The organism is Variovorax sp. P5_A3 (assembly GCF_056400665.1).
The window spans coordinates 21,956-44,968 of sequence record NZ_JBFUKW010000005.1 but is presented as its reverse complement, the minus strand read 5'-3'; the positions used below and the strand labels follow the sequence as shown (position 1 = coordinate 44,968).

Genomic DNA, 23,013 nt, shown 5'->3' with positions numbered 1-23,013 from the left:
GGCGCGTGATCACGACGTCATTCGCGCCAATGCGCGGCGATGCAGGACGCGACGGGGAACGGACGCGATGTCCTCTGCGATGAACGCGAGGATGAACTGCAGGCCGGCGAGCAGGCTCACCGTGACGATCATGATCGTGCCGGCAGGCGTCGCGATGTCATTGCGCGCATTCTCAATCCAGTGGAATCCGCCGAACGCGAGACCGAACACCAGCAAGACCACGCCGAGCGGCAGTTGGATCGAAGCGATCGACATGTCGCGCAGGTAGTAGTTGTAGAAGACGCGCTTGAGGAAATTGCGGAAATGCTTGACCAGGAATTCCCCGACGATCTTGCTGATCTTGAGGTTGCTGACCTCGTCGCCATACTTGGCGCTCATCGGGACGTCGACCACCACTGCGCGCAGCGTGTTGAGTCTGAAAAGCATGTCCGTCTCGAAGAAATAGCGCAGGCTGATCTGCTTGGTGATCACACGTCGCGCCACATCTCTGTGAATGGCGGTATAGCCGTTCGTGGGATCGAACAGGTCCCAGTAGCCCGAGGAGAACTTGGTCATGAACGACAGGACCGCGTTGCCGAACAGGCGGATCTTCGGCATCGACTTGATCTCCTCGAGATCGAAGAAGCGATTGCCCTTCGTGTAGTCCGCCTCGCCGGCCGCGATGGGCTCGATGAAGTTGGACATCAGCGCCGGGTCCATCTGGCCGTCACCGTCGACCTTGACGATGATGTCGATGCCCTCCTCGATCGCCACCCTATAGCCATGGATGACGGCACCACCGACACCCAGGTTCTCTTCGTTGAAGAGCACGCGCACCCGCGGATCGCGCGATTCGTCCAGCACCAGTTGCCCCGATCCGACCGGGCAGCAATCGTCGACCACGTAGATCCGGTCGACGTAGGGTTCCATGCTGTCGATCACACCGAGAATGTGGTCGCGAACCTTGTAGCTTGGGATTACTGCAGCGATCTTGAACTGCTTGCCTTTGACCTCGATCATGATGGAATTGTCCGTTGGATTGCGTGCGCGGATGCCTGTGCGCCAAAGAAGTGCGAAGCGGGATCCGCGGCCTCGAAGCGGACGCTTTTCGCAGGCTGCGCCGTGGCGCGGTATTCGGGCTTGATCTTTCGCACGCTGATCTGGCCGAGGTCCGACACCAGGTCCGATGCAGCCTCGATCCAGGCGCGCTGGTCTTCCCGGCCCCAGGTCTTCTCGAGGATCACATACTCGATGCCGTTGCCTACCATCGCGGCCGCCATGTCGGCAGCCGAGCGCGCCGCCGCGATCTTTGCCTCGAAGTGGATGTTGTACCAACTCGGATAGTAGGCATCTGCCGCCAGCCCGGCCGAGAGCGGCGATGAAAAGACCGCGACGGGCGAACGCTCCTTGTTGAGCCGGTTGATCAACTCGACCGCATTGCGGATGGGCAATCGCGGCGCCAGGTAGTTAACGCGCTCGACCGGCCCCATCAGCGCCCGCCATTGCAGCTCGCCGTAATTGGTAGCTGTCATGAAGAAGAGCAGGTTGAGTCCCACCGCCGCGCACGCGCATACCGTCAGCCACCGCGAATGCCACGCGCTGGCGATCGACCCGCCGGGCGCGATCGCGACGCCGATCACCGCAACGATCATGATGAAGGACGGGAAGATGTAGCGCAGGTACGCGACGGACCGGAATGTGAGCGCGACCTCGCAGATCCCGATCACCAGGATCAACAGCGCGCGGCGATTGCGGGCGACGGCCATCGCGATCGCAGCAGGAAGCAGGAGCAGCAAGTTGTGGAAGCCCGCCGCACCCGGATGTGCCTCCAGGTAGCGGCCGCTCTGGAAAGTGAGCCGATAGAGCGAGTTCCAGTGCAATCCCCTCGTCCAGCGCGTGTCCTCGAAGTTTTGCGCCGGCCACAAGGGCGACTTGAAGACCGAATTGAAGTACGGGAACAGCGGGTTCGCCGCGAGTACCCATGCCGTGAGGTAAGGAACGACCCCGATGACGGTCAGGCAGCCGAATCCGATCGCCACATCCTTGGCCCTTTGCCAGTGGGCCCAGCGCTTGCCGTAGAGGACGAACACCACTAGCAGCACCGGCATCACGCTCAGTGTGATCGCCTTGGCCGCCAGCGCGACGCCGAGCAGCACGCCAGCGGCGAGCAGGTTGCCCTCGTCGTCACTGTTCGCATCCAGCGCCTTCAGCAGCTGGAACACGCCGCCGACAACGAACGCGGCCCATACCGATTCGATGTAAAGGCTGCTGCTTTCGAGAAAGGTCAGCGGTGTCGCCAGGAAGAGGAGCACCGCCCACCTGACGGCAGCGGGCGATCCCCCGATCCAGCGAACGATCTCGCGAATGAGAAAGCAGTTGGCGATGGCAAAGCCGACGTTCACCAGTCGGGAAGCCTGCTCCCCGGCCAGCATGTACACGATCGAGAAGATCCAGTCGCCCATCATGGGCATGACCGCCCAGACATAGATGCCGACGTCGAAGCCCCAGGCCTTGCGAATCGCGAGATGGGCCGGCACGAACAGGTGGGTAGCCAGCGCGTCGTGTCCGACCTCGGGCATCAGTGCGATGGCCACGTGGGCAATGGCCACGATGGCGATCGCGAGGTCGAAGAGTGGTCGTGAAGAGGACGCCCTGGCTGCATTCCATCCCGCAATCAGGGAGGTCCGCGCCCCCCGCCATCCGAAGATCAGCGGCACCAGGATGGCTAACGTGTAGAGCGCGGGCGTGTTGATCGGGAGATGTGCGGCCAATCCGACGGTTGTGCCGTAGAGACCGGCGCCGACGAGGAGCGTGATCACGGGCGAGCTTTCGCGCCGTGCGCCCAGCAGACGCAGCACCGCGCCCCCCAAGACGTGGCTGGCAAGTCCGAACGCGAGCACGACCAGCAAGGGCCATCCCGCGCCGACGACGACGACGGCGATCGCGCCCATCCACAGAGCGGCCCCAAGCCTGTTCATCCCACGCCATCTCGCCACGACTTCCACCAGCAGCGCGCTGGCGATGGCGAGGACGATGTAAGGTTGCCAGGCGTTCCACGAGATCGCCGGACTTGGTGCCCATTGAAGTTTGCCGAGGCCGATCGCTGTCGCAGCTGCGCCCAGCAGCAGTGCCGCGAGCACTGCAAGTCTTGGAAGATTCATGAAGAGAAAATGGTCGGTTCTCGGCAAGTGCCCAGCGCTAGGACCGACCCGAAGGCGGTCGCAGTCGGATTCACTCGAAGACTTCGGCGCCTGCCAACGGCAGCCCCGCTTGATCCTTGGCGGACAGTTGCACATCGACGCCCACGTCCGGCCAGTCGATGCCGATCGCCGGGTCGTTCCACGCGATCGAGCGCTCGTAGGCAGGCGCGTAGTAGTCGCTGGTCTTGTAGAGGAAGTCGGCCGACTCGGTCAGCACCATGAATCCATGCGCAAAGCCGGGAGGTACCCAGAGTTGCTTCTGGTTCTCTTCGCTGAGTTCCACCCCGACCCACAGGCCGAAGGTCGGGGACGACTTGCGGATGTCCACCGCCACGTCGAACACCGCGCCGCGCACCGCGCGCACCAGCTTCCCCTGCGGTTGCTGGATCTGATAGTGCAGCCCGCGCAACACGCCCTTGGCCGAGCGCGAATGGTTGTCCTGCACGAACTCGACGTGCCCACCGACCGCTTCGTCGAAAGCCTTCTGATTGAAGCTCTCGAAGAAGAATCCGCGTGCGTCACCGAACACCTTCGGCTCGATGACGAGGACGTCGGGGATCAATGTCGCGGTGACTTTCATGACCGGACCTCTTCGGCCAGCAGGTGGTTGAGGTATTTGCCGTAGCCGCTCTTTTCCAGCGGAGCGGCAAGTTTGGCCAGCTGTTCCCGGTCAATGAACCCGTGGCGCCATGCCACTTCCTCCGGGCAGGCGATCTTGAGCCCCTGCCGGTGTTCCAGCGTCGCGATGAACTGGCCCGCTTCGAGCAGGCTCTCGTGCGTTCCGGTGTCGAGCCATGCATAGCCGCGCTGCATGATCTGCACGCTGAGTTGGCCGCGCTCCAGGTAGGCCTGGTTCACGGCGGTGATCTCCAGTTCGCCGCGCGCGCTCGGCTTCACGGCCTTGGCGATGTCGATCACTTCGTTGTCGTAGAAGTAGAGGCCGGTCACCGCGTAGCTGCTCTTCGGCTTGACGGGCTTTTCCTCGATGCTGCTGGCCTTGCCATTCGCATCGAATGCGACCACGCCGTAGCGCTCGGGATCGTGCACGTGATAGGCGAACACGGTCGCACCGGACCGCTTCGCGTCGGCATCCGCAAGCAGGTGCACGAAGTCGTGCCCATAGAAGATGTTGTCGCCCAGCACCAGCGCGCTCGGCGCATCGCCGATGAACTTGTCGCCGATGATGAATGCCTGCGCCAACCCGTCCGGGCTCGGCTGCACCGCGTACTGCAGGTTGATGCCCCACTGGCTGCCGTCGCCGAGCAACTGCTGGAATCGCGGCGTGTCCTGGGGCGTGCTGATGATCAGGATGTCGCGCATGCCGCCGAGCATCAGCGTGCTCAACGGGTAATAGATCATCGGCTTGTCGTACACGGGCAGCAGTTGCTTGCTCATCGCCAGGGTGGCCGGATGGAGCCGGGTGCCGGAGCCGCCGGCCAGGATGATGCCTTTGCGTTGCGTCATGAGTCTCTTCTTTTGTAGTGGGATCAGAGCGTTTCGCGCAGCATGCGCGCGACACCCGCCTGCCAGTGCGGCAGGACGAGGCCGAAAGTGGCCTGGAGCTTCGCCGTGTTCAGGCGGGAGTTGTGCGGCCGTGTGGCCGGCGTCGGAAACGCGCTGGTCGGCACCGGGTCCACGGCATCGGGCCCCGCCTTGAGCTCGATGCCCGCGGCCTGGGCCTGCTCCAGCACGAAGCGCGCGTAGCCATGCCAGGTGGTCTCGCCGCCAGCGACGAGGTGATAGAGACCCGCCTTGCCGGGCTCGCGCAGCGTGTCGCGAATGGCATGCGCCGTGACATCGGCCAACAGTTCCGCGCCGGTGGGCGCGCCGAACTGGTCGTCGATGACCGTGAGGCGCTCCCGCTCCTTGGCCAGCCGCAGCATGGTCTTCGCGAAGTTGCCGCCGCGTGCTGCGTAGACCCAGCTTGTGCGAAAGATGAGGTGGCGCGCGCAGTGCTGCGCGACCAGTTGCTCGCCTTCGAGCTTGGTACTGCCGTAGACGCTGAGCGGGCCCGTGGCGTCGTCTTCCTCCCAGGGCCGGGTTCCGCTGCCGTCGAAGACGTAGTCGGTCGAGTAATGGACCATCAGCGCGCCGATCTGCTGGGCAGCCTGCGCAACCACGCCGGGCGAAGTCGCGTTCAGCTTGCGCGCGAATTCCGGCTCGCTTTCCGCCTTGTCGACGGCCGTGTGGGCCGCCGAATTGACGATGACGTCCGGCCGCACCTTGAGCACGGTGTCGGCCAGTTCCTCCGGATGGCCGAAGTCCGCGCGGAAGTCCGTGCTGTCGAAATCGAGCGCCACCAGTTCACCGAGCGGTGCCAGGCTGCGCTGCAATTCCCAGCCGACCTGCCCGCCCTTGCCGAGCAGCAGCAGCTTCATGCCTGCGCCTTCGCGGGAGCGCCCGCGTATTGCTTCTGGACCCACTCGCGGTAGGCGCCGCTCTGCACGTTGCGCACCCACTCGGCATTGGCCAGGTACCACTCGACGGTCTTTCGAATGCCGGTGTCGAAGGTCTCCGCGGGTTTCCAGCCCAGTTCGCGTTCGAGCTTGCGCGCATCGATGGCATAGCGCCGGTCGTGGCCCGGACGGTCGGTGACGTAGGTGATCTGCTCGCGGTAGCTCTTGCCATCGGCGCGGGGGCGGAGTTCGTCGAGCAGCGCGCAGACCGTGTTGACGATTTCGATGTTGGGCTTCTCGTTCCAGCCGCCGACGTTGTAGGTCTCGCCGAGGCGCCCGGCTTCGAGGACGCGGCGGATCGCGCTGCAGTGGTCCTTGACGTAGAGCCAGTCGCGCACCTGCATGCCGTCGCCATACACCGGCAGCGACTTCCCGGCGAGCGCGTTGACGATCATCAGCGGGATCAGCTTCTCGGGGAAATGGAAGGGGCCGTAGTTGTTCGAGCAATTGGTCGTGACCACCGGCAGGCCATAGGTGTGATGCCATGCCCGGACCAGATGGTCGCTCGCCCCCTTGCTGGCAGAGTAGGGGCTGTTGGGCTCGTACTTGTTTTCCTCGGTGAAGGCCGGGTCGGTCGCCGACAGCGAGCCGTACACCTCGTCGGTCGAGACGTGGAGGAAACGGAAGGCTTGCTTCTGGTCCGCGGGCAAGGCATTCCAATGGCCCCGGACGGATTCGAGCAGCCGGAATGTGCCCAGCACGTTGGTCTGGACGAAATCCTCGGGCCCGTGGATCGAGCGGTCCACATGCGATTCGGCCGCGAAGTTCACCACCGCGCGCGGCTTGTGTTCGGCCAGGAGCTTGTCGACCAGGGCGCTGTCGCCGATGTCGCCCTGCACGAACACGTGCCCGGCGTTGTCCTTGAGCGATGCGAGCGTTTCGAGGTTGCCGGCATAGGTCAGCTTGTCGAGATTGACGACGGCTTCGCCGCTCTGCGCAATCCAGTCGAGAACGAAATTGGCGCCGATGAAGCCGGCGCCGCCGGTAACCAGGATCATGGGAGGTCCCTCTTTATTGTCGAAATAATCGCCTGCCGGCGGTCGAGCAGCGGATTATCCCATTCGAGAAATGTTTCAATTCGCTGCTAGACCCCCGCCTCTACACGAGCCCGCCCGGCCCCGGCTAGAGTCCCCAAGCGATCCAAGGAACACACACCATGTCCAACCCCGACGACGACAAGCGAGCAGACCGTATCAAGGACTCCGCCCAGCAGATCTGGCTCGCCGGCCTCGGCGCCTTCGCCAAGATGCAGCAGGAGGGCAGCAAGGCCTTCGAGGCGCTGGTGAAGGACGGCGTCGGCGTCCAGAAGAAGACCCAGCAGGCGGCCGAGGAAACGCTGGCCCAGGCGCAGGCGCGGATGGCGGGTTTCGCCAGCGAATTCGGCACCAAGGCCGCGGGCGGCTGGGGCAAGCTGGAGAACATCTTCGAGGACCGCGTTGCCCGCGCCCTCGAAAAGCTCGGCATGCCGTCGGCCCAGGAAGTCGCGGCGCTGCAGGCGCGGGTGGAGGCCCTGGAGGCGGAGTTGCGCCGCAAGGAGGCCGCCAGCGCTCCGGCTCGTCCGGCGCCGCGCAAGACCGCCGCGCGCAAGTCGTCGGAATCCGCAAAGCCCTCACAGCGACACAAGGCGCCAGGCAATGGCTAAGCCGGCCTGACCGGAAACTGAGCCCGGGGCCGGCCGCGGGACAAGCGGCGATCGCCGCACCCGTCGCGACGGAGTTGCGCTAGAGTGTCTGCCAAGAAGAGACAACCGAGGCTCCGACATGGCCAAGAAAGCGCCACGCCGCACTGCACAACGCATCCTCGAAGCCGCACTTGACCTGTTCAACCGGTTCGGGGAGCCGAACGTCTCGACGACCTTGGTTGCGGCCGAGCTCAACATCAGCCCCGGCAATCTCTACTACCACTACCCCGCCAAGGATGAGCTGATCAACCGGCTCTACGAAGGCTACGAGACCGAGCTCGTCACCCTGCTCCACGCGAGCGAAGGCGTGCACGACGTCGAGGATGCATGGTTCTTCATGCACAGCCTGTTCGAGCTGATCTGGCGCTACCGCTTCCTCTACCGCGACCTGAACGACCTGCTGAGCAAGAACCGGCATCTCGAGACGCAGTTCCAGATCGTGCTCAAGAACAAGGCGCGGGCCATTCGCGCCCTGCTGGCCGGACTGAGCCGCGCCGGGCATCTCGACATCGACGCGCGCGAAGTCGACACCCTGGCGCAGAGCATGGTGGTCGTGCTGACCTACTGGCTCAGCTACGAATACGTCCGCAACCCGCGCGAGGCGCTCGAGCCCGCGCACGCCCAGGGCGCCCTGTTGCGCGGCGCCCATCACACACTGCATCTGCTGGCGCCCTATCTGGCGACGGAGCAACGGAGGCATTTGCTGACACTCAGCAACGCCTATGCCGGCGAAGATCAACCTGCAACGGTCTGACCCCTTATCGAATGACCCCACCGGACCTCCAACCTCTCTCGCTGCTGTCCGCCGGCGCCCCACCCGCGACGGGGCAATGGACCCGATTGCCCTATCACGACGCCCCCCATTTCGACACTTCCAACCTGCTGACGCACTGGCCGCGCCTCCATGCCGGCCAAGGCCTGCAGCCGCCCGTGCCGGGGCCCTTGGCCGAGGGCTGGGCGCTCTATCACAGCGGGGAGTTCGAACGTGCCGCGGCCATCGGCCTGAAGCACGGCCACGAGGGGCTGGCGCTCGCGAACCAGGCCACGGCCATCTATGCCAACTACCTGGAGCCTCGCGAGTCGGTCCGGCTGGCGCTGTTCAAGCAGGTGGCCGAGCGGACCACGGCCCAGATCGCTTCGGAGCCCGACAACTGCCAGGCGCTCTACTGGCAGGCCTACGCGCTCGGGCGCTACAGCCAGGGCATCAGTGTGGCGCGCGCGCTGGCGCAGGGACTGGGCAGCAAGGTGAAGAGCGCCCTGGAGCGCGTGATCGACCTGCAGCCGCACCACGCCGACGCGCACGCGGCGCTCGGGGCCTTCCACGCCGAAGTCATCGACAAAGTCGGCTCGCTGGTGGGCCGCATGACCTATGGCGTGCGCGCCGAAGCCGCCATCGAATTGTTCGAGCGCAGCTTGGCGCTCAATCCGCACTCGGCCAGTGTGCTGATGGAATACGCGCGCGGACTGCTAATGCTGCAGGGCGATTCGCGCATGGCCGAGGCGACGCGCCTCTATGAAAAGGCAGCGTCGCTGGAACCGGCCGACGCCCGCGAGCGCCTCGATGTCGAACTCGCACGGGCTGGCCTGTCCGACTGATATTTATAGACGGCGTCGTCACTTAAGATCGGGTTTTTGACGAAACCCCTTCCTGCCATGACCGACCTGAACGCCCAGTTCGAAGCCGCCCAAGCCAATTCCAAACTGCTCGCCGAGCGCCCCGACAACCCGACGCTGCTCAAGATCTACGGCCTTTTCAAGCAGGCCACCGCCGGCGACAACACCGAGAAGAAGCCGAGCTTCAGCGACATCGTCGCCCGTGCGAAATGGGACGCGTGGACATCCCGCAAGGGCCTGAGCGCCGACGACGCCAAGCAGCAATACATCGACCTTATCGAGTCGCTGAAATAACCTCAGAGCCAGTCCCTGTCGTTGTACGCGTCGTCGTCGGCCGGTGACTTGTCGCCCAGCAGGGCGTCGAGGTTCTGTTGCAGACGCTGCTCGATCTGCTCGCTGAAATTCGCGAACAGGAACCCGAGCGTGGCGTTCAGCATGAAGCGGCTGCCGCTCACTTCCACGGTGCCGTCGATGCCCGCCCGGGTGAACTGGCCCACGTCGCAGGTCTGGCCTTCGTCATACGTGCACTCGAGGCCGTAGTCCTGCTCGACCTTCTGCATCCATCGGCGCGCGACCGCGCGTGCGGCGACCAATCCCAGGTCGTGGTTGCGTTCGATATGGATGTCAGACACCGGGAGCTCCGTTCTTGGTGTTGTTGGGCTTGCAGCAGGGTGCTTGAGTTTGCAGGAGGTCCGCCGATGGCGCCGGAGGAGTGGTCTTGAGTGCCAGGTCCCGTCCGTCCTTGGGCATCTTGGCCAACTGCTTGACCGCAGCGTAGAAGCGCGGCCAATCCTCGCCCTCGCGCTCGAACAGCGCTTCGAACCCCGGGACGAGTTCGTCGTAGGCCGCCTGCGCACCGAAGGTCGCATTGTTGGCCCGCGCCACCCAGGTGTCGTAGGCGCCTTGCCTCGGGCCGGACCAGCTCGCACGCAGCACGGCATAGCGCTCGCGAAACTCCTCCATGGCCGCCTTCTTGCGGGCATCGACCGCTTCCCAGTCCTTCGCCTGGGCTTCCTTCGACGTGTAGATCTCCTGCAGCGCGCGCCGGGTGTCGGTGGTGAGCGCACGGAACTGCTGGCGGCGTGCGTCGAACTGGGCGTATTCCTGCGCCGCCGCCTCGCTGGCGTGGGTCTTCAGCCAGCGCGCGCCGCCGATGCGCTCCACCGCGGTCGCGAAGGATTCGTTGAACATCGTGTCGCCCGGCACGTAGAGCACCTGGTGGGCCAGTTCATGGAAGACGATGCGCGCCAGTTCGCCTTCCGGGTAGCCGATGAAGGTGGAAAGCAGCGGATCGCCACCGGCCCAGTTCATCCAGCCGAGCGTCGAGTACGCAGGCACTGGGTAGACGGACGTTTCCAGCCCCTGCGCCTGCAACTCGGCGGCTTCGGCCTTGGCGGCGGCCTCGTCGTAGTAGCCCCGATAGCCGACGCACCCGGCGACCGGGAAGCACCATGTCTTCAAGGTGAGCGAATGCGGCGACGCGGCCACGACGTTCCAGAGCGCGGCGTTGCGGTGCAAATCCGCGTAGGCCTTGTAGCTGTCGTTGTCGGGGAGACCGAGTTCGGTCACCGCGTAGCGGCGCAGTCGCGTCGTGAGTTCGAGCTTGGTCTTGAGTGCGTCCGACGTCGTGGGGTCTTCGAGCCACTGGTCCACCGGCCGGGCCGCCCGCATCAGGTCCAGGTGGCCGCTGGCCGACTGCCAGTAGTAGCCGACATCGGCGCAACCCGCGAGCAACGCAATCCCTGCAACCGTCGCGCATATTGCGAGACGCTTGCTTCTGGCCTTCATGGCGCGACCGCTGCTTCCGCGACGGACTCCACTTCGACGAGGCAGTCATAGAAGGTCGGACCGCGCCCGATGTCCGTCAGCCGCTGGCTCGTGAGCTGGTTGACGTTCGTGCCGTCCAGGCCAAGCTTGCGCCACCAGATCCCGAGGCCGTGCACCACGCCCGGGCGGGCGCGGCGCGAGACTTCGGCGCGACAGCGATGCTCGCCGCGCTGGTTGAAGACGCGCACCGTGGCGCCGTCCACGATGCCGCGCACCGAGGCGTCGGCTTCGTTGATCTCGAGCAGCGGCTCGCCTTCGATCGCACGAAGGCTGCGCACGTTGACGAAGCTCGAATTGAGGAAATTGCGCGCCGGCGGCGAGATCATCGCGAGGGGAAAGTCCTTCGAGCTGCCTGCGGGTTCGTAGTTGGGCACGTGATCGGGCACGCCGTCCTGGCCCTGTGCAGCGAGCCGGGCGCTGTAGAACTCGCAGCGTCCGGACGGCGTCGGGAAATTGCCTTCGGCGTAAGGCGCATCCGGGAGCTTGAGGGTGGCAAAACCGTGCGCCACCAGTTCCTCGAAGTCGACCGCCTCGGTGCCGAATGCGGCGCGGCACAAGGTTTCGTCGTCGTCCGCGAAGCAAGGCTCGTCGAAGCCCATGCGTTTCGCCAGTTCGCGAAACACCCAGGTGTTGCTGCGCGCCTGGCCCCGCGGCGCGACCGCAGGCCGGTTCAACATCACGTCGGTATGGCCGTAGCTGTAGTGGATGTCCCAATGCTCCAGTTGCGTAGTGGCCGGGAGCACGTAGTCGGCGTAGTCGGCGGTGTCGGTCTGGAACTGCTCCAGGACCACGGTGAAGAGGTCTTCGCGCGCAAAGCCCGCGACCACCTTGCCCGAGTCCGGCGCGATGGACACCGGATTGCTGTTGTAGACGACCAGGGCCTCGATCGGGTTCGCGGTGTCGAGCAAGGCATCGCCGATGGCGCTCATGTTGATGGTGCGCGGGCGCCGGCCGTCCAGGAGGTCGGGCCGCTGCAATCTGGCGCGGTCCACCGGAAAGAGGCCCGAGCTGCTCAGCAGCAGGCCCCCCGCCCGATCGCGCCACGCGCCCACCAGCGCAGGCAGGCAGGCCACTGCGCGGGCCGCATTGCCGCCGCCGCGTACGCGTTGCATGCCGTAGTTGAGCCGAATGGCCGCCGGCTTGGTCGTCCCGTACGCGCGGGCCAGCTCGACAATCTGCGCTTCCGGCACGCCGCAAACCGCTGCCGCGCGCGAAGGCGGCCACTGCAACGCGCGCTCGCGAAGCTGCGTCCAGCCCAAGGTGTAACGCTCGATGTAGTCGTGATCGAGCCAGTCGTTCACGATCAGCTCATGCATCAGCCCGAAGGCCAGCGCCGCGTCGGTGCCTGGCAGCAGTGCGATGTGCTCGTCGCACTTGTCCGCCGTCTCGGTCCTGCGCGGATCGATGCACACCAGCCGCGCGCCGGCGCGCTTGGCGGCTTGCGCATGCCGCCAGAAGTGCAGGTTGCTGGCGATCGAGTTGCTGCCCCAGATCAGGATCAGCTTCGCTTCCGCGAAAAACTCGACCCGCATACCCACCTTGCCGCCCAAAGTAAAACCTAAGGCCTCACCTCCGGCAGTGGAACAGATCGTACGGTCCAGAAGCGATGCGCCGAGCTTGTTAAAAAAACGACGATCCATCGATTCGCCCTGTACAAGACCCATCGTTCCTGCGTAACTGTAAGGCACAATCTTTTCCGGATTGTTACTTCTGATTGCATGGAGTCGCGCCGCGATGTCGTCCAGTGCGGCCTCCCAAGTCACCGGCTCGAAGAGGCCACTCCCCTTGGGGCCGGAGCGCTTCAAGGGTTGCACAAGGCGTTCGGGATGGTCATTCCGTTCGATGTAGCGAGAGACCTTGGTGCAGAGCACGCCCGCAGTGTGCCGATGGGCTGGATTGCCCTGCAGCTTGATGGCCACGCCATCCTGCACGGTGGTCACGAGCCCGCAGGTATCGGGGCAGTCATGCGGGCATGCGCCGAGCACTTGGGTTGGGAGAGTCATGGGGTCAAGAGGGGCAACGGCCGACAGGCGAGTCTAAGTTCTGCGTCGCGAATGCGCGCTGAGGGGTTTTCATGAAATTGAATCGCAGGCATTTTTCGATCGCTACCGGCGCGGCGGCACTCGCCGGCTTTCAATGGGCACGGGCGCAGAGCGAAACGCCGATCGTCCTGGGCCAGTCGGCACCGTTCACCGGACCGGCTGCGCAGCTCGGCATCCAGTTCTACGAAGGCGCCAAGCTCTATCTCGACCAGTACAACGCGCTGCCCGGGCACCGCGACGTCGCGATCAAGTTCCTGGACGATGGCTACGAGCCCGACCGCTGTGCGGCCAACACCAGGAAGCTGATCGACGACGACGCCTTCGCGCTGTTCGGCTACATCGGCACGCCGACCAGCCTCGCGGCCCTGCCGCTGGCGGTGAACGCGAAGATCCCCCTCATCGCGCCCTTCACCGGTGCGATGGCCCTGCGCGAACCCTTCCACCGCAATGTGTTCCATCTGCGCGCCTCGTACAACGACGAGACCGCGCTGATCGTGAAGCAACTCACCCACCTCGGCCTGAAGAAGATCGCGGTCTTCTACCAGAACGACGCCTACGGCAGGGCAGGTCTCGACGGCGTCACCCTCGCCCTGTCGCAGCTGGACCTCAAGCCGACCGCGCTCGCCACGGTCGAGCGGAATTCGGTCGACGTTGCCACGGCGGTCAAGAACATCGTCGCGGTGCGTCCCGACGCGGTGGTCCAGGTCAGCGCCTACAAGTCATGCGCCGCCTTCATCCGCGAAGCGCGCAAGGCAGGCTATGGCGGCACCTTCTTCAACGTGTCCTTCGTCGGCACGCAGGCCCTGTCCGACGAACTCGGCAAGGACGGCGCCGGCGTGGTGGTCACGCAGGTCGTGCCCTCGCCCTACAACGCGGCCAACGGCATCACGCGCGAGTTCAACGATGCGCTGCGCAAGAGCGGCGGCAACACCAAGGCCAACTTCTCGAGCCTGGAAGGCTACCTGGCCGCGAAGGTACTGGTCGAAGGATTGCGGCGGGCGCCCGGCAAGGTCACCCGCGAGGGCCTGATCGCCGGCCTCGAAAGCATCGACAGGCAGCAGTTCGGCGGCTTTGAGGTCTCGTTCTCGCCGCGCAACCACGTGGCGTCGAAGTTCGTCGAGCTGTCGATGATCACGGGCGACGGGCGGATCCGCACCTGAGCCAGCCCCCTCAGGTCCGGGCAGCGATCGGCTAGTCGCCCTGGGCCTGCAACGTCTGGCCGGCGCACACGGTCGAGAAGTCCGCGACCATGCTGCGGAGGGCTTCATCGATGCCCAGGTTCAAGACGGCCATGTACTCGCCGTTGCCGTTTTTCCAGTTGGTACGCGTGCCCATCCCGTGGTACTGGCGCACGGCGTCGCCGCCCGGCAGGTGATAGTTGACGGTGAGCACCACGTGCGAGACGAGGTTGAGACCGGCAGACCATCCATGCGCGAGGCGCAGTCCGACGTCCGCCGAAACCTGCCCCGGCGCCGTGGTGGAAGTCCCTGCGGGCTCCTCCAATTTCACGCCGTAGCGCTGGAGGGACTTGAGCGCGAGACGCGTCCATTGGGTGCCATCGCCGCTCTGTGCCGACTGCACGCCCAGCGGCGTCGCACCGGGCCCCATCAGCATGAACGTCGAGTTCGCCGCAAAGCCCTTGTTGCGACGCAAGTCTTCCACCTTGGTCAGTTGCAAGGTGCAGGCTTGCGCAAGCCGTATCGGCTCGATCACGGGGGGCCCGTTCGGGCGCTGGGCCGGCTGAGGGGCTTCTTCGTAGAGCATGCTGAGCGGCTCTCCGTCGGTGAGCGCATGCGAGAGGCCCGGGGCGGCGCACAGCGCGCCCAGGCAGGCCAGTGCGAAACGGTTCCGGATCATTGCGTCTTCTCCACCAGCGAATAGAGAACGCCGGCCTGGTCGCGCACGATGGCGCGCGCGGTCCGGGCATCGACTTCGGTCGTGGAAACGGGCACCCAGGTCCCATTGAAATTGAGGCGCGAGGTGCCCGCCTTGCCGGCGGCGGCCTTGTTGGATGCCGGTGGACCGGCAATGTCGAGCGCAACCATGCGCATGGTTTCCGCCATCGAGGCCTGCATGGTCGAGCGAAGCAGGTCGCCGTCCTGCGCAGTCAGCCGCCGGACGACTTCGACCCGGCTGCCAGTGCCCAGCGGCGCCTGGAAGATGGCGGCGGCCCGATAGGACGGTTCGTTGTTTCCGTCCTGCCACATCAGAGCGGTAGTGCGCGTCGTGAACGCACCGAGACCCGGTTCGAGCGCGTAGTGAAGCATGAGCACCATGTAGGCGGGACCTGTTGCCGTCGCCGCGATGCTCGCTTCATGGTCCTTCTTGACCGGCATGCCGGCGAGCAAACTCGCCGATCGAACCTTGAGCGGAAAGGCACCATCCGCCTCGATGCCTGTCAGCGCGCGACCCGCCTCGGCCCGGTAGTCATAGTCCAGGAGCGGCCCCACCGTGGCCTGCACTTCCGAAGCCATGGCCTTCTGGCGCGACTGCTGGACCGATGCGTCGATGAGCGCCGGTATCAAGCCCCCGCCGAGGGCGGCGCTGACGCCCGGCGATTGCGCGGAAAACATGAAGCTTTCCTGCGCAACGACGACACGGACATCGACTTCAGTGATGCGGGCCCGATTTTCGGGCGCAAGGGGTTTGTGGAAAGGCGCGCACGCGCCAAGAAGAAGCGCTGATAGCGCGAGAAGCCAACGAAGCAATTTCGAACTCTGTTTGTTTTCCTCGTAACATTATGTGTCGACATCGGCGTCGGATTTTCTTGGGGTTAGCCCTTCCAAATCTGCGTCGCCGCATGGATCCCGAGGCCGACCAGGCCGCCCACGAGCGTCCCGTTCACCCGGATGAACTGCAGGTCGCGCCCGATGTTCAGTTCGAGCTCGCGGGTCATCTCGTCGGCATTCCATTCCTGGACCCGTTCGACGATGTAGCGCCGGATGTCCTCGCGATAGCGTTCGATCGCACGCGGCGCGGCGTCGACGATCTGCTCGTTGATCCAGCGCCGCATCGCCTCATCGGCCCGCAATCGCGCGCCCATGGCGCCCGCCATCGAGACGATGCGCTGGCGGATGCTCGAATCGATCTTTGCGAGATCGTCGTGCAGCCATCCGAGCACCTCGGTCCAGAGACCGTGAAGGTAGTCGCCAAGCGCCGGATGCGCCTGCAGGTCGGCGCGGATGGCTTCGCCGCGCCGCTGGAACTCGGGGTCGGTCTTGAGGCGTTCGACGAACTCGGCCATGAAGGCATCGAAGCGCAGCCGCAGGGGATGCGCGGGGTCGCCGGCCATGTCGGCAATGGTGCGCGCCACGGCCGCGATGATCTTGCGCGTTGCCAGCTTGGCCGCGACCTGGTCCAGCCCCACGTAGCGCAGCGCCTTGACCTCGCGGGCGATCGCCTCGGTGATGCGCTCCTGCACCTCGTCGCTTTCGACGACGCCCGCGATCTGCACCAGTACGTCATCGAGCAGGGCCTGGTGCCGGCCGCCCGCGGTCAACGCGTCGAGCGCCTGCCCGGCGAGGCGCGACACGTCGACCTGCGCCAACCCCGCTGTCGCCATGCGGCCAAGGAAGTCGCGCACCCGCGTGTCATCGAAGGCGGTCAGCCCATAGCGCACCGCGGCCACCAGGTGCTCGCCGAGCTTTTCCGCGCGATCGGGGCGCGAGAGCCAGTCGGCAAGGCGCGCCGCCGGATCGACCTGTTCGAGCTTGGCCAGCACCTGCGGCGTGCTCAGGAAGTTGTTGCAGATGAAGCCGGCGAGCTTGGCGCCGATACGGTCCTTGTTGGCCGGGATGATCGCCGTGTGCGGAATGGGCAATCCGAGCGGATGACGGAACAGCGCCACGACTGCGAACCAGTCCGCAATCGCACCGACCATGGCCGCTTCCGCGAAGGCGGCGACATAGCCCCAGGCCGGATGCCCGGGTTCGAGCGCCGTGGCCAACGCATAGAGCAGCGCGGCCGCGCACAGCAGGCCGAGCGCGATGCGTTTCATGGCCCCAGGGCCGCCCGGCGCCGATGTCAGCGGATCTCCTTCGTCGCCGCCAGCCCCCGGAGAAAGGCTTCGCAGCGCGCCAGTTGCTCGAGCGTCACGTACTCATCGGGCTGGTGCGCCTGGGTGATGCTCCCCGGCCCGCACACCACGGTCGGGATGCCCGCGTTCTTGAAGAGGCCCGCCTCGGTGCCGAAGGCCACCAGCGTGGTGCGCGGCTCTTTGGCCAGACGCTGCGCGAGCCGCGTGACGGGATCATTGGCGGAACCCAGGAAACTGGGGACCTCGCAGATGGTCTCGAAGCTGAAACCGGCCTCGGGCGCGACCTTCTTCATCGCGGCCTCCGCGCGGCTCGCGTAGGTGGTGATTTCCTTCTGCATCTGCGCCGCATCGGCCGTGGGCAGGTTGCGGAATTCGTAGCGGAACTCGGCGTCGCGCGGCACCACGTTGTCGGCGATGCCGCCATGGAACTGGCCCACGCTGGCAGTGCTGAAAGGTACGTCGAAGCCGGCATAACGCGGCTCGTCGCGCTCGAAGCCCTCGGCCATGTCGCGCAGCTTGCCGACCACGCGCGCAGCCATCTCGATGGCATTGACCGACTGCGGCGTGAGCGACGAATGCGCCTCCTTGCCGCGCACGCAGCACTTGTAGCGGTACACCCCCTTGTGCGCGATGGCCGGGATCATGAGCGTTGGCTCGCCGATGATGCAGGCCAGCGGCCTGATGGTCTGCTCCTTCATGTCCGCGATCAGCTCGCGCACGCCGAAGCAGCCGACTTCCTCGTCATAGCTGAAGGCGAAGTGCACCGCGAACGGCGAATCGCTTTCGATGAAGTGCTCGGCGTTGGCCAGCGCGAGCGCGATGAAGCTCTTCATGTCCGCAGAGCCCCGCCCGTAGAGCCGCGGCTCGACATGCGCCACCTCGGCGTCCGCGTCGTCCTGCGGCCAGTCCTGCACGATGGCGGAGAGTGGATCGACGCTCCATTCCTGCCCGTCCCAGGGCACCGTGTCGGTGTGGCCCGAGACGATCACACCCGCCTTCTTGCCGGCACCCAGCGTGGCGAAGAGATTGGCCTTGGTCTTGTCGGCGTTGTAGGTGATGCGGCTGCGCACGCCGAGCCCGGCCAGGTGGTCGCGCGCGAAGTCGATCAACTCCAGGTTGCTGTTGGCACTCACAGTGTTCATGCGCACCAGCGTTTGCGCGAGTTCGAGGCTGCGGGGGGAGAGCACATGGGATGACATGCGAACTATTGTCCCGGAAGTCCGCGCGGCCACGGTTGCCAAGCGCGACGCGTCGATCCGGGCGAGGCACGGACTTTGCGGGCGCTCCCCGCAAAGCCTAGACTCCTGCCCATGAAACTCATCGATTCCCTCGTCACCCAGGCGGCCGGCATCGCGACGGTCCGACGCGACCTGCACGCTCATCCCGAGCTCTGCTTCCAGGAAGTCCGCACCGCCGACGTGCTCGCGGCCAAGCTCACCGAATGGGGCATCCCGATCCACCGCGGGCTCGGAACGACAGGCGTGATCGGCATCGTCAGGAACGGCACCAGCGACCGCGCCGTCGGGCTGCGCGCGGACATGGATGCGCTGCCGGTGACCGAACTCAACACCTTCGCGCATGCGAGCAAGCACCCCGGCAAGATGCACGCCTGTGGCCACGATGGACACACCGCGATGCTTCTCGCTGCGGCGCAGCATCTGGCGAAGCACCGCAACTTCGACGGCACGGTCTACCTGATCTTCCAGCCCGCCGAAGAAGGTGGCGGCGGCGCGCGCGAGATGGTGAAGGAAGGATTGTTCGAGCAGTTCCCCATGGAAGCCGTCTTCGGCATGCACAACTGGCCGGGCATGAAGGTCGGCCAGTTTGCCGTCAGCCCCGGACCGGCCATGGCGTCGAGCAACGAGTTCGTCATCACGATCCGCGGCAAGGGCGGCCATGCCGCGCTGCCGCACACGGGCATCGACCCGGTGCCCGTGGCTTGCGAGATGGTGCAGGCCTTCCAGACCATCATCACGCGCAACAAGAAGCCGACCGACGCCGGCGTGATCTCGGTCACGATGATCCACGGGGGCGAGGCCACCAACGTGATCCCCGACACCTGCGTCCTGAAGGGCACGGTGCGGACCTTCTCGCTCGAAGTCCTCGACCTGATCGAGACGCGCATGAAGAAGGTCGCCGAGCACGTCAGCGCCGCGCATGACACGGAGTGCGACTTCTACTTTCACCGCAACTATCCGCCGACCATCAACAGCGCCGCCGAAGCCAACTTCGCCCGCCGCGTGATGGCCGGCATCGTCGGCGAGGACAACGTGCTGGTTCAGGACCCCGCCATGACAGCCGAGGACTTCGCCTTCATGCTGCTGGAGAAGCCGGGCGCCTATGCATTCATCGGCAACGGCGACGGCAGCCATCGCGACGCGCACCACGGCGGTGGCCCGTGCATGCTGCACAACGCCAGCTACGACTTCAACGACGACCTGATCCCGCTGGGCGCGACCTGCTGGGTCCAACTGGCCGAGCAGTTCCTCAACGCGCCGAAAGGCACGGCGGGGGCAGCCGCATGATCGGCGTCGGCGAGGCTTTCTCGTCTCGCTACCTGCTGGCCCGGCAGAAATTCCTGCAGGCGTGCACGAGCGCCGGTCTCGCGGTGCAATCGCACGTTCACCCGCTCAAGGGCCGCGACGGCGAGGAACTGGCGATGGACGTCGCCCTCGACGGCAGCCCCGATGCCGAGCGCCTGCTGATCGTGACCAGCGCCTGCCACGGCGTCGAAGGCTACTGCGGCAGCGGCGTGCAGATCTTCGCGCTGTACGACGACGAGTGGCGCCAGAAGGCGCGCGACCAGGGCGTGGCGGTGCTGTATGTGCACGCGCTCAACCCGCACGGCTTTTCCCACGGCCGACGGGTGACGCACGAGAACGTGGACCTCAACCGCAACTTCTTCGACTTCGCTGCGGCCTTGCCCATCAACGAGGCCTATGCCAGCCTCCATGCGCTGCTGCTGCCCGCCGAGTGGCCGCCGACCGCGGAGAACCAGGCGGCGATCGCCGCATGGATCGACCAGCACGGCGCCACCGCCTACCAGGCCGCCGTGACCCGTGGCCAGTACCAGTTCGCGGACGGCCTCTTCTTCGGCGGCAACGCGCCGACCTGGAGCAACAGGACCATCCGGGAGGTCCTGCACACGCATGCCAAGGCGACGCGACAGTTGGCATGGATCGACCTCCACACCGGCCTCGGTCCCAATGGAATCGGCGAGCGCATCTTCTCGTGCCGCGACGACAAGGCCGCCTACGCGCGCGCCAACGCATGGTGGGGCACGCCAGCAGCGCCGGTGACATCGATCTACGACGGCTCTTCCACGTCCGCATTCCTGACCGGGCTGATGTGGAACTCTGTGTACGAGGAATGCCCGCAGGCCGAGTACACCGGGATCGCGCTGGAATACGGGACCGTCCCCATCATGGACGTGATGGGTGCGCTGCGTGCGGACCACTGGTTGCACAACCACCCCGAGGCGCCCACGGAACTTGCAGCACCGATTCGCGCGAAGATGCTGGAAGCGTTCTACACGGACACCGATGCATGGCGCGGCCAGATCATCAGCCAGGCCCGGCAGGCGATGTTCCAGGCAGTGGACGGCCTGTCCGGAAGCCGCTGAACTTCCCCCAGGACGATCAGCCGGGCAGCAGGCGCTCCTCGGCGATCACCAGCAGGCCGTCCATGATCAGACTGTCGACGAGATCGAAGTCGCCGTTCATGCTCGGCGCCATCTTCCACCCCGCGCCGCCGGTCATGTAGCAGGCCGGCTCCGCGCCGCAATGCGCGCGCACATGCTGCACCATGCGCTCGACCGCCCCGGCGATCGCGTAGGTGCCGCCGCTGGTCAGTGCATCGCTGGTGTTGGTCGGGAACTCGCGCACTTCGCCGGTCGGTACGTGCAGGCCCGCGGTGCCTGATTCGAGCGCGCGCAACATGATCCCGTGGCCCGGCAGGATGAGACCACCGAGGAACTTTCCGTTGGCATCGACGGCCTCCACCGTCACCGCGGTGCCGATCATCACCACGACCATCGGTCGCACCGGTCCTTGCGACAGCATGCGATGGCGCGCACCGATCATCGCGACCCACCGGTCGGCGCCCAGGCGCGTCGGATGGTCGTAGCCATTGACGATGCCGGCTTCGGCGAGGCTGGAGACCACCCATCGCGGCGAACAGTCGAATCGCTCCACCACCTGCTCTTCGGCGCGGCGCCGCACGGCATCGCCGGCCACCACGCAGCCCAGCATCGACGCGGGCGCGGGCATATCGGCCCACGGCCCCTCGGCGAGACGCTCGATGTGATCGAGGAACTCGGCCCCATGCGCCAGCAACTCGGCACCAGGCCGCGCCACGTCGTAGAGAGCCCACTTGAGGCGGGTGTTGCCGATGTCGATCGCGAGGAATGCCATGCGCGGGATTATTGCGAGTTGTGCTTACGGCCGCTTGCATATGCGCGGGCGGCCGCGCCGGGGACCGCCATCTTCAGGGGTTAAAGTGGTCTCTCCAATATTCAATCAAGGAGTAACCATGGGTTTGCTGAGTTTCATCAAGGAAGCGGGCGAAAAGCTGTTCGGCGGTTCGACCGCTCACGCTGCGGAACCAGATGCGAACAAGGTGGCCGCAGACGCCATCAAGACCTACATCGAGACACAGAACCTCGGGCTGACCGCGCTGGAGGTGACCTACGTCGCCAGCAGCGGCGTGGTGACGCTGTCGGGGAATGCGCCTTCGCAGGAAGCCAGCGAGAAGGCTTCGCTAGCGGCAGGCAACGTGGCCAACGTGACGCAGGTGGACAACAACCTGGTCGCGCCGGCAGCCGAGGAAGCGCAGTACCACGACGTGGTTCGCGGCGACACGCTCTCGGCCATTTCGAAGAAGTACTACGGCGACGCCAACAAGTACAACGCGATCTTCGAGGCGAACAAGCCGATGCTGAGCCACCCGGACAAGATCTACCCCGGCCAGAAACTCCGCATCCCCAAGCTCTAGCTCGCCCCAAAAATGTAGCTCGCCCCCAGGCTTGCCCACTTCGTGTGGCCGCCTACCCCCTGCCGGGGGCAACACCTGCGGACCGGCGGAGCCGGATCCGTGGTGTTTTACGAAAGAAAAAGGGCCCCGCGGGGGCCTTTTTCATTGCTGTTATTTTTGTTTCCAGGGGAGGCCGTGGAGGCGCCAGCCGCCTTTTTGGCCGCGATGACCTTGTTCGTCTGCGTCGCCTTCGAAGCCTTCGAGGATGTTGTAGGCCTCGATGCCGAGTTCGGTGGCGCGCTTGGCGGCGGAGATCGAACGGACGCCGCTGCGGCATAGCAGCACGGCTTTCTTTCCGGCCGGGACGGCGGAGCGCAGGCCTTCGTCGAAGCCGGGGTTGGGAGCCATTTCAGGCCACTGCTTCCACGCGAGGCCGACAGCGCCGGGGACATAGCCGACCCATTCACGCTCTGCATCGCTGCGCACGTCGACCAGCACGGCTTCGCCGCTCGTCATCCAGAGTGCGGCCTGCTCCGGCGTGACGTCGCCAGCGTAGCCTGCGGCCGGTTTTACGCCAAGTCTGTCCTGGGCGGGTGCGTTCGGATGGCTCATCTGCATTCGTCCTTGCTGCGGGTCGGTGGATTCCTGCGGTCGATTCTCCCAGTTCATGAAGACCCTCCGCGCACAGCAGCGAGGCCATGCGCGCCGCCACGATTCGTTCAAACAAACCATCCCAATACCATCCTGCAACCATCCATACGGATGGTGATAGAATGGCGGCATGCAAACTGAACATGCACCGCCGGCCCTCCGAAGCCGCCTGCCCGACGCCGAGAAGATCACCATCAACCTCGGTTACGTCGATCTGGGTCACATCGACCTGATGGTCGCCGAGGGCTTCTATTCGAACCGCACCGACTTCATCCGGACCGCCATCCGCAACCAGCTCACCGCCCATGGCGACGCGCTGAAGCAAGTGGTGGCCCGGAAGATGCTGGTACTGGGCCTGCAGCAGTTCGGCGTCGGCGATCTCGAAGCGGTTCGCCGCGCCGGCGAGAAGCTCGAAATCCGGGTACTCGGACTCGCCAGCATCGCGACGGACGTGACGCCCGAACTCGCGCTCGAAACCATCGGATCGATCACCGTCCTCGGTGCACTGCACGCGAGCCCTGCCGTCAAGGCTGCACTGGCAGACCGGGTTCGCTGA

General features: G+C 65.5%; 24 protein-coding genes. 9 read left to right on the top strand and 15 right to left on the bottom strand.

Annotated features, from left to right (window positions below):
* Positions 1–9 precede the first annotated feature (9 nt).
* The 6 genes from AC1D3B_RS09545 to rfbB all read right to left on the bottom strand — a co-directional run bounded on the left by AC1D3B_RS09545 (position 10) and on the right by rfbB (position 6,633).
* Entirely contained in the window at positions 10–999 is a 990-nt protein-coding gene (locus AC1D3B_RS09545) for a glycosyltransferase family 2 protein (protein WP_478190422.1), read from the bottom strand.
* Positions 996–3,140: a hypothetical protein gene (locus AC1D3B_RS09540; protein ID WP_478190421.1), complete on the bottom strand. Its 2,145-nt coding sequence runs from the start codon at positions 3,138–3,140 to the stop codon at positions 996–998. Before AC1D3B_RS09540 ends, AC1D3B_RS09545 begins: the two co-directional genes overlap by 4 nt.
* Positions 3,141–3,210: 70 nt before the next feature.
* The gene (rfbC, locus tag AC1D3B_RS09535; RefSeq protein WP_478190420.1) at positions 3,211–3,759 is read right to left on the bottom strand and encodes a dTDP-4-dehydrorhamnose 3,5-epimerase; all 549 of its coding nucleotides are present in this window, start codon (positions 3,757–3,759) and stop codon (positions 3,211–3,213) included.
* A complete protein-coding gene (gene rfbA / locus AC1D3B_RS09530) occupies positions 3,756–4,643 on the bottom strand; it encodes a glucose-1-phosphate thymidylyltransferase RfbA (RefSeq protein WP_478190419.1) in 888 nt (295 codons plus the stop codon). The genes rfbC and rfbA overlap by 4 nt, the downstream gene beginning before the upstream one ends.
* Positions 4,644–4,666: 23 nt before the next feature.
* A complete protein-coding gene (gene rfbD / locus AC1D3B_RS09525) occupies positions 4,667–5,557 on the bottom strand; it encodes a dTDP-4-dehydrorhamnose reductase (RefSeq protein WP_478190418.1) in 891 nt (296 codons plus the stop codon).
* Positions 5,554–6,633 carry a dTDP-glucose 4,6-dehydratase gene (gene rfbB / locus AC1D3B_RS09520; RefSeq protein WP_478190417.1) on the bottom strand — a complete coding sequence of 360 codons (1,080 nt, stop codon included), beginning with the start codon at positions 6,631–6,633 and terminating at the stop codon, positions 5,554–5,556. Before rfbB ends, rfbD begins: the two co-directional genes overlap by 4 nt.
* 158 nt (positions 6,634–6,791) lie before the next feature.
* On the opposite strand from rfbB, the gene AC1D3B_RS09515 reads away from it, so the two are divergent.
* The 4 genes from AC1D3B_RS09515 (at position 6,792) to AC1D3B_RS09500 (ending at position 9,224) form a co-directional block, all read left to right on the top strand.
* Positions 6,792–7,277 (top strand): phasin family protein, encoded by a 486-nt coding sequence (locus AC1D3B_RS09515; protein WP_478190416.1) that lies wholly within the window; start codon positions 6,792–6,794, stop codon positions 7,275–7,277.
* A 118-nt stretch (positions 7,278–7,395) separates the two neighbouring features.
* Positions 7,396–8,070: a TetR/AcrR family transcriptional regulator gene (locus AC1D3B_RS09510; protein ID WP_478190415.1), complete on the top strand. Its 675-nt coding sequence runs from the start codon at positions 7,396–7,398 to the stop codon at positions 8,068–8,070.
* A gap of 11 nt (positions 8,071–8,081) precedes the next feature.
* Complete coding sequence (locus AC1D3B_RS09505) at positions 8,082–8,912, top strand: hypothetical protein (RefSeq protein WP_478190414.1); 831 nt, start codon at positions 8,082–8,084, stop codon at positions 8,910–8,912.
* Positions 8,913–8,969: 57 nt separating this feature from the next.
* On the top strand, positions 8,970–9,224 hold the full coding sequence (locus tag AC1D3B_RS09500; RefSeq protein WP_478190413.1) for an acyl-CoA-binding protein: 255 nt from the start codon (positions 8,970–8,972) through the stop codon (positions 9,222–9,224).
* A gap of 2 nt (positions 9,225–9,226) precedes the next feature.
* Here AC1D3B_RS09500 and AC1D3B_RS09495 read toward each other — a convergent pair whose 3' ends face one another.
* The 3 genes from AC1D3B_RS09495 to AC1D3B_RS09485 are packed head-to-tail and all read right to left on the bottom strand — an operon-like array spanning position 9,227 to position 12,760.
* Complete coding sequence (locus tag AC1D3B_RS09495; RefSeq protein WP_478190412.1) at positions 9,227–9,562, bottom strand: polyhydroxyalkanoic acid system family protein; 336 nt, start codon at positions 9,560–9,562, stop codon at positions 9,227–9,229.
* A complete protein-coding gene (locus AC1D3B_RS09490) occupies positions 9,555–10,718 on the bottom strand; it encodes an aminopeptidase (protein WP_478190411.1) in 1,164 nt (387 codons plus the stop codon). The genes AC1D3B_RS09495 and AC1D3B_RS09490 overlap by 8 nt, the downstream gene beginning before the upstream one ends.
* Positions 10,715–12,760: a molybdopterin-containing oxidoreductase family protein gene (locus AC1D3B_RS09485; RefSeq protein ID WP_478190410.1), complete on the bottom strand. Its 2,046-nt coding sequence runs from the start codon at positions 12,758–12,760 to the stop codon at positions 10,715–10,717. Before AC1D3B_RS09485 ends, AC1D3B_RS09490 begins: the two co-directional genes overlap by 4 nt.
* Before the next feature lie 71 nt (positions 12,761–12,831).
* On the opposite strand from AC1D3B_RS09485, the gene AC1D3B_RS09480 reads away from it, so the two are divergent.
* Complete coding sequence (locus AC1D3B_RS09480) at positions 12,832–13,959, top strand: ABC transporter substrate-binding protein (RefSeq protein ID WP_478190409.1); 1,128 nt, start codon at positions 12,832–12,834, stop codon at positions 13,957–13,959.
* 31 nt (positions 13,960–13,990) lie between these two features.
* On the opposite strand, the gene AC1D3B_RS09475 is transcribed toward AC1D3B_RS09480, so the two are convergent.
* From AC1D3B_RS09475 to argE, 4 genes are all read right to left on the bottom strand, one after another.
* Positions 13,991–14,656 carry a hypothetical protein gene (locus tag AC1D3B_RS09475; protein ID WP_478190408.1) on the bottom strand — a complete coding sequence of 222 codons (666 nt, stop codon included), beginning with the start codon at positions 14,654–14,656 and terminating at the stop codon, positions 13,991–13,993.
* Positions 14,653–15,372 carry a hypothetical protein gene (locus AC1D3B_RS09470; RefSeq protein ID WP_478190407.1) on the bottom strand — a complete coding sequence of 240 codons (720 nt, stop codon included), beginning with the start codon at positions 15,370–15,372 and terminating at the stop codon, positions 14,653–14,655. The genes AC1D3B_RS09475 and AC1D3B_RS09470 overlap by 4 nt, the downstream gene beginning before the upstream one ends.
* A gap of 200 nt (positions 15,373–15,572) precedes the next feature.
* The gene (locus AC1D3B_RS09465) at positions 15,573–16,796 is read right to left on the bottom strand and encodes a DUF445 domain-containing protein (RefSeq protein WP_478190406.1); all 1,224 of its coding nucleotides are present in this window, start codon (positions 16,794–16,796) and stop codon (positions 15,573–15,575) included.
* 26 nt (positions 16,797–16,822) lie between these two features.
* Entirely contained in the window at positions 16,823–18,034 is a 1,212-nt protein-coding gene (argE, locus tag AC1D3B_RS09460; RefSeq protein WP_478190405.1) for an acetylornithine deacetylase, read from the bottom strand.
* A gap of 111 nt (positions 18,035–18,145) precedes the next feature.
* On the opposite strand from argE, the gene AC1D3B_RS09455 reads away from it, so the two are divergent.
* Together AC1D3B_RS09455 and AC1D3B_RS09450 are read left to right on the top strand one after the other, a co-directional pair.
* Positions 18,146–19,360, top strand: coding sequence for a M20 aminoacylase family protein (locus AC1D3B_RS09455; protein WP_478190404.1), 1,215 nt, complete (start codon positions 18,146–18,148; stop codon positions 19,358–19,360).
* Positions 19,357–20,457 (top strand): M14 family metallopeptidase, encoded by a 1,101-nt coding sequence (locus AC1D3B_RS09450; RefSeq protein WP_478190403.1) that lies wholly within the window; start codon positions 19,357–19,359, stop codon positions 20,455–20,457. Before AC1D3B_RS09455 ends, AC1D3B_RS09450 begins: the two co-directional genes overlap by 4 nt.
* Before the next feature lie 16 nt (positions 20,458–20,473).
* Here AC1D3B_RS09450 and AC1D3B_RS09445 read toward each other — a convergent pair whose 3' ends face one another.
* Complete coding sequence (locus AC1D3B_RS09445) at positions 20,474–21,247, bottom strand: type III pantothenate kinase (protein WP_478190402.1); 774 nt, start codon at positions 21,245–21,247, stop codon at positions 20,474–20,476.
* A gap of 118 nt (positions 21,248–21,365) precedes the next feature.
* Here AC1D3B_RS09445 and lysM point away from each other — a divergent pair, with 118 nt between their 5' ends.
* Positions 21,366–21,827 (top strand): peptidoglycan-binding protein LysM, encoded by a 462-nt coding sequence (lysM, locus tag AC1D3B_RS09440; RefSeq protein WP_478190401.1) that lies wholly within the window; start codon positions 21,366–21,368, stop codon positions 21,825–21,827.
* 150 nt (positions 21,828–21,977) lie between these two features.
* Here the strand turns inward: lysM and AC1D3B_RS09435 are convergent, their stop codons facing one another.
* The gene (locus AC1D3B_RS09435) at positions 21,978–22,418 is read right to left on the bottom strand and encodes a rhodanese-like domain-containing protein (protein ID WP_478190668.1); all 441 of its coding nucleotides are present in this window, start codon (positions 22,416–22,418) and stop codon (positions 21,978–21,980) included.
* 169 nt (positions 22,419–22,587) lie between these two features.
* On the opposite strand from AC1D3B_RS09435, the gene AC1D3B_RS09430 reads away from it, so the two are divergent.
* Positions 22,588–23,013, top strand: coding sequence for a CopG family transcriptional regulator (locus AC1D3B_RS09430; protein WP_478190400.1), 426 nt, complete (start codon positions 22,588–22,590; stop codon positions 23,011–23,013).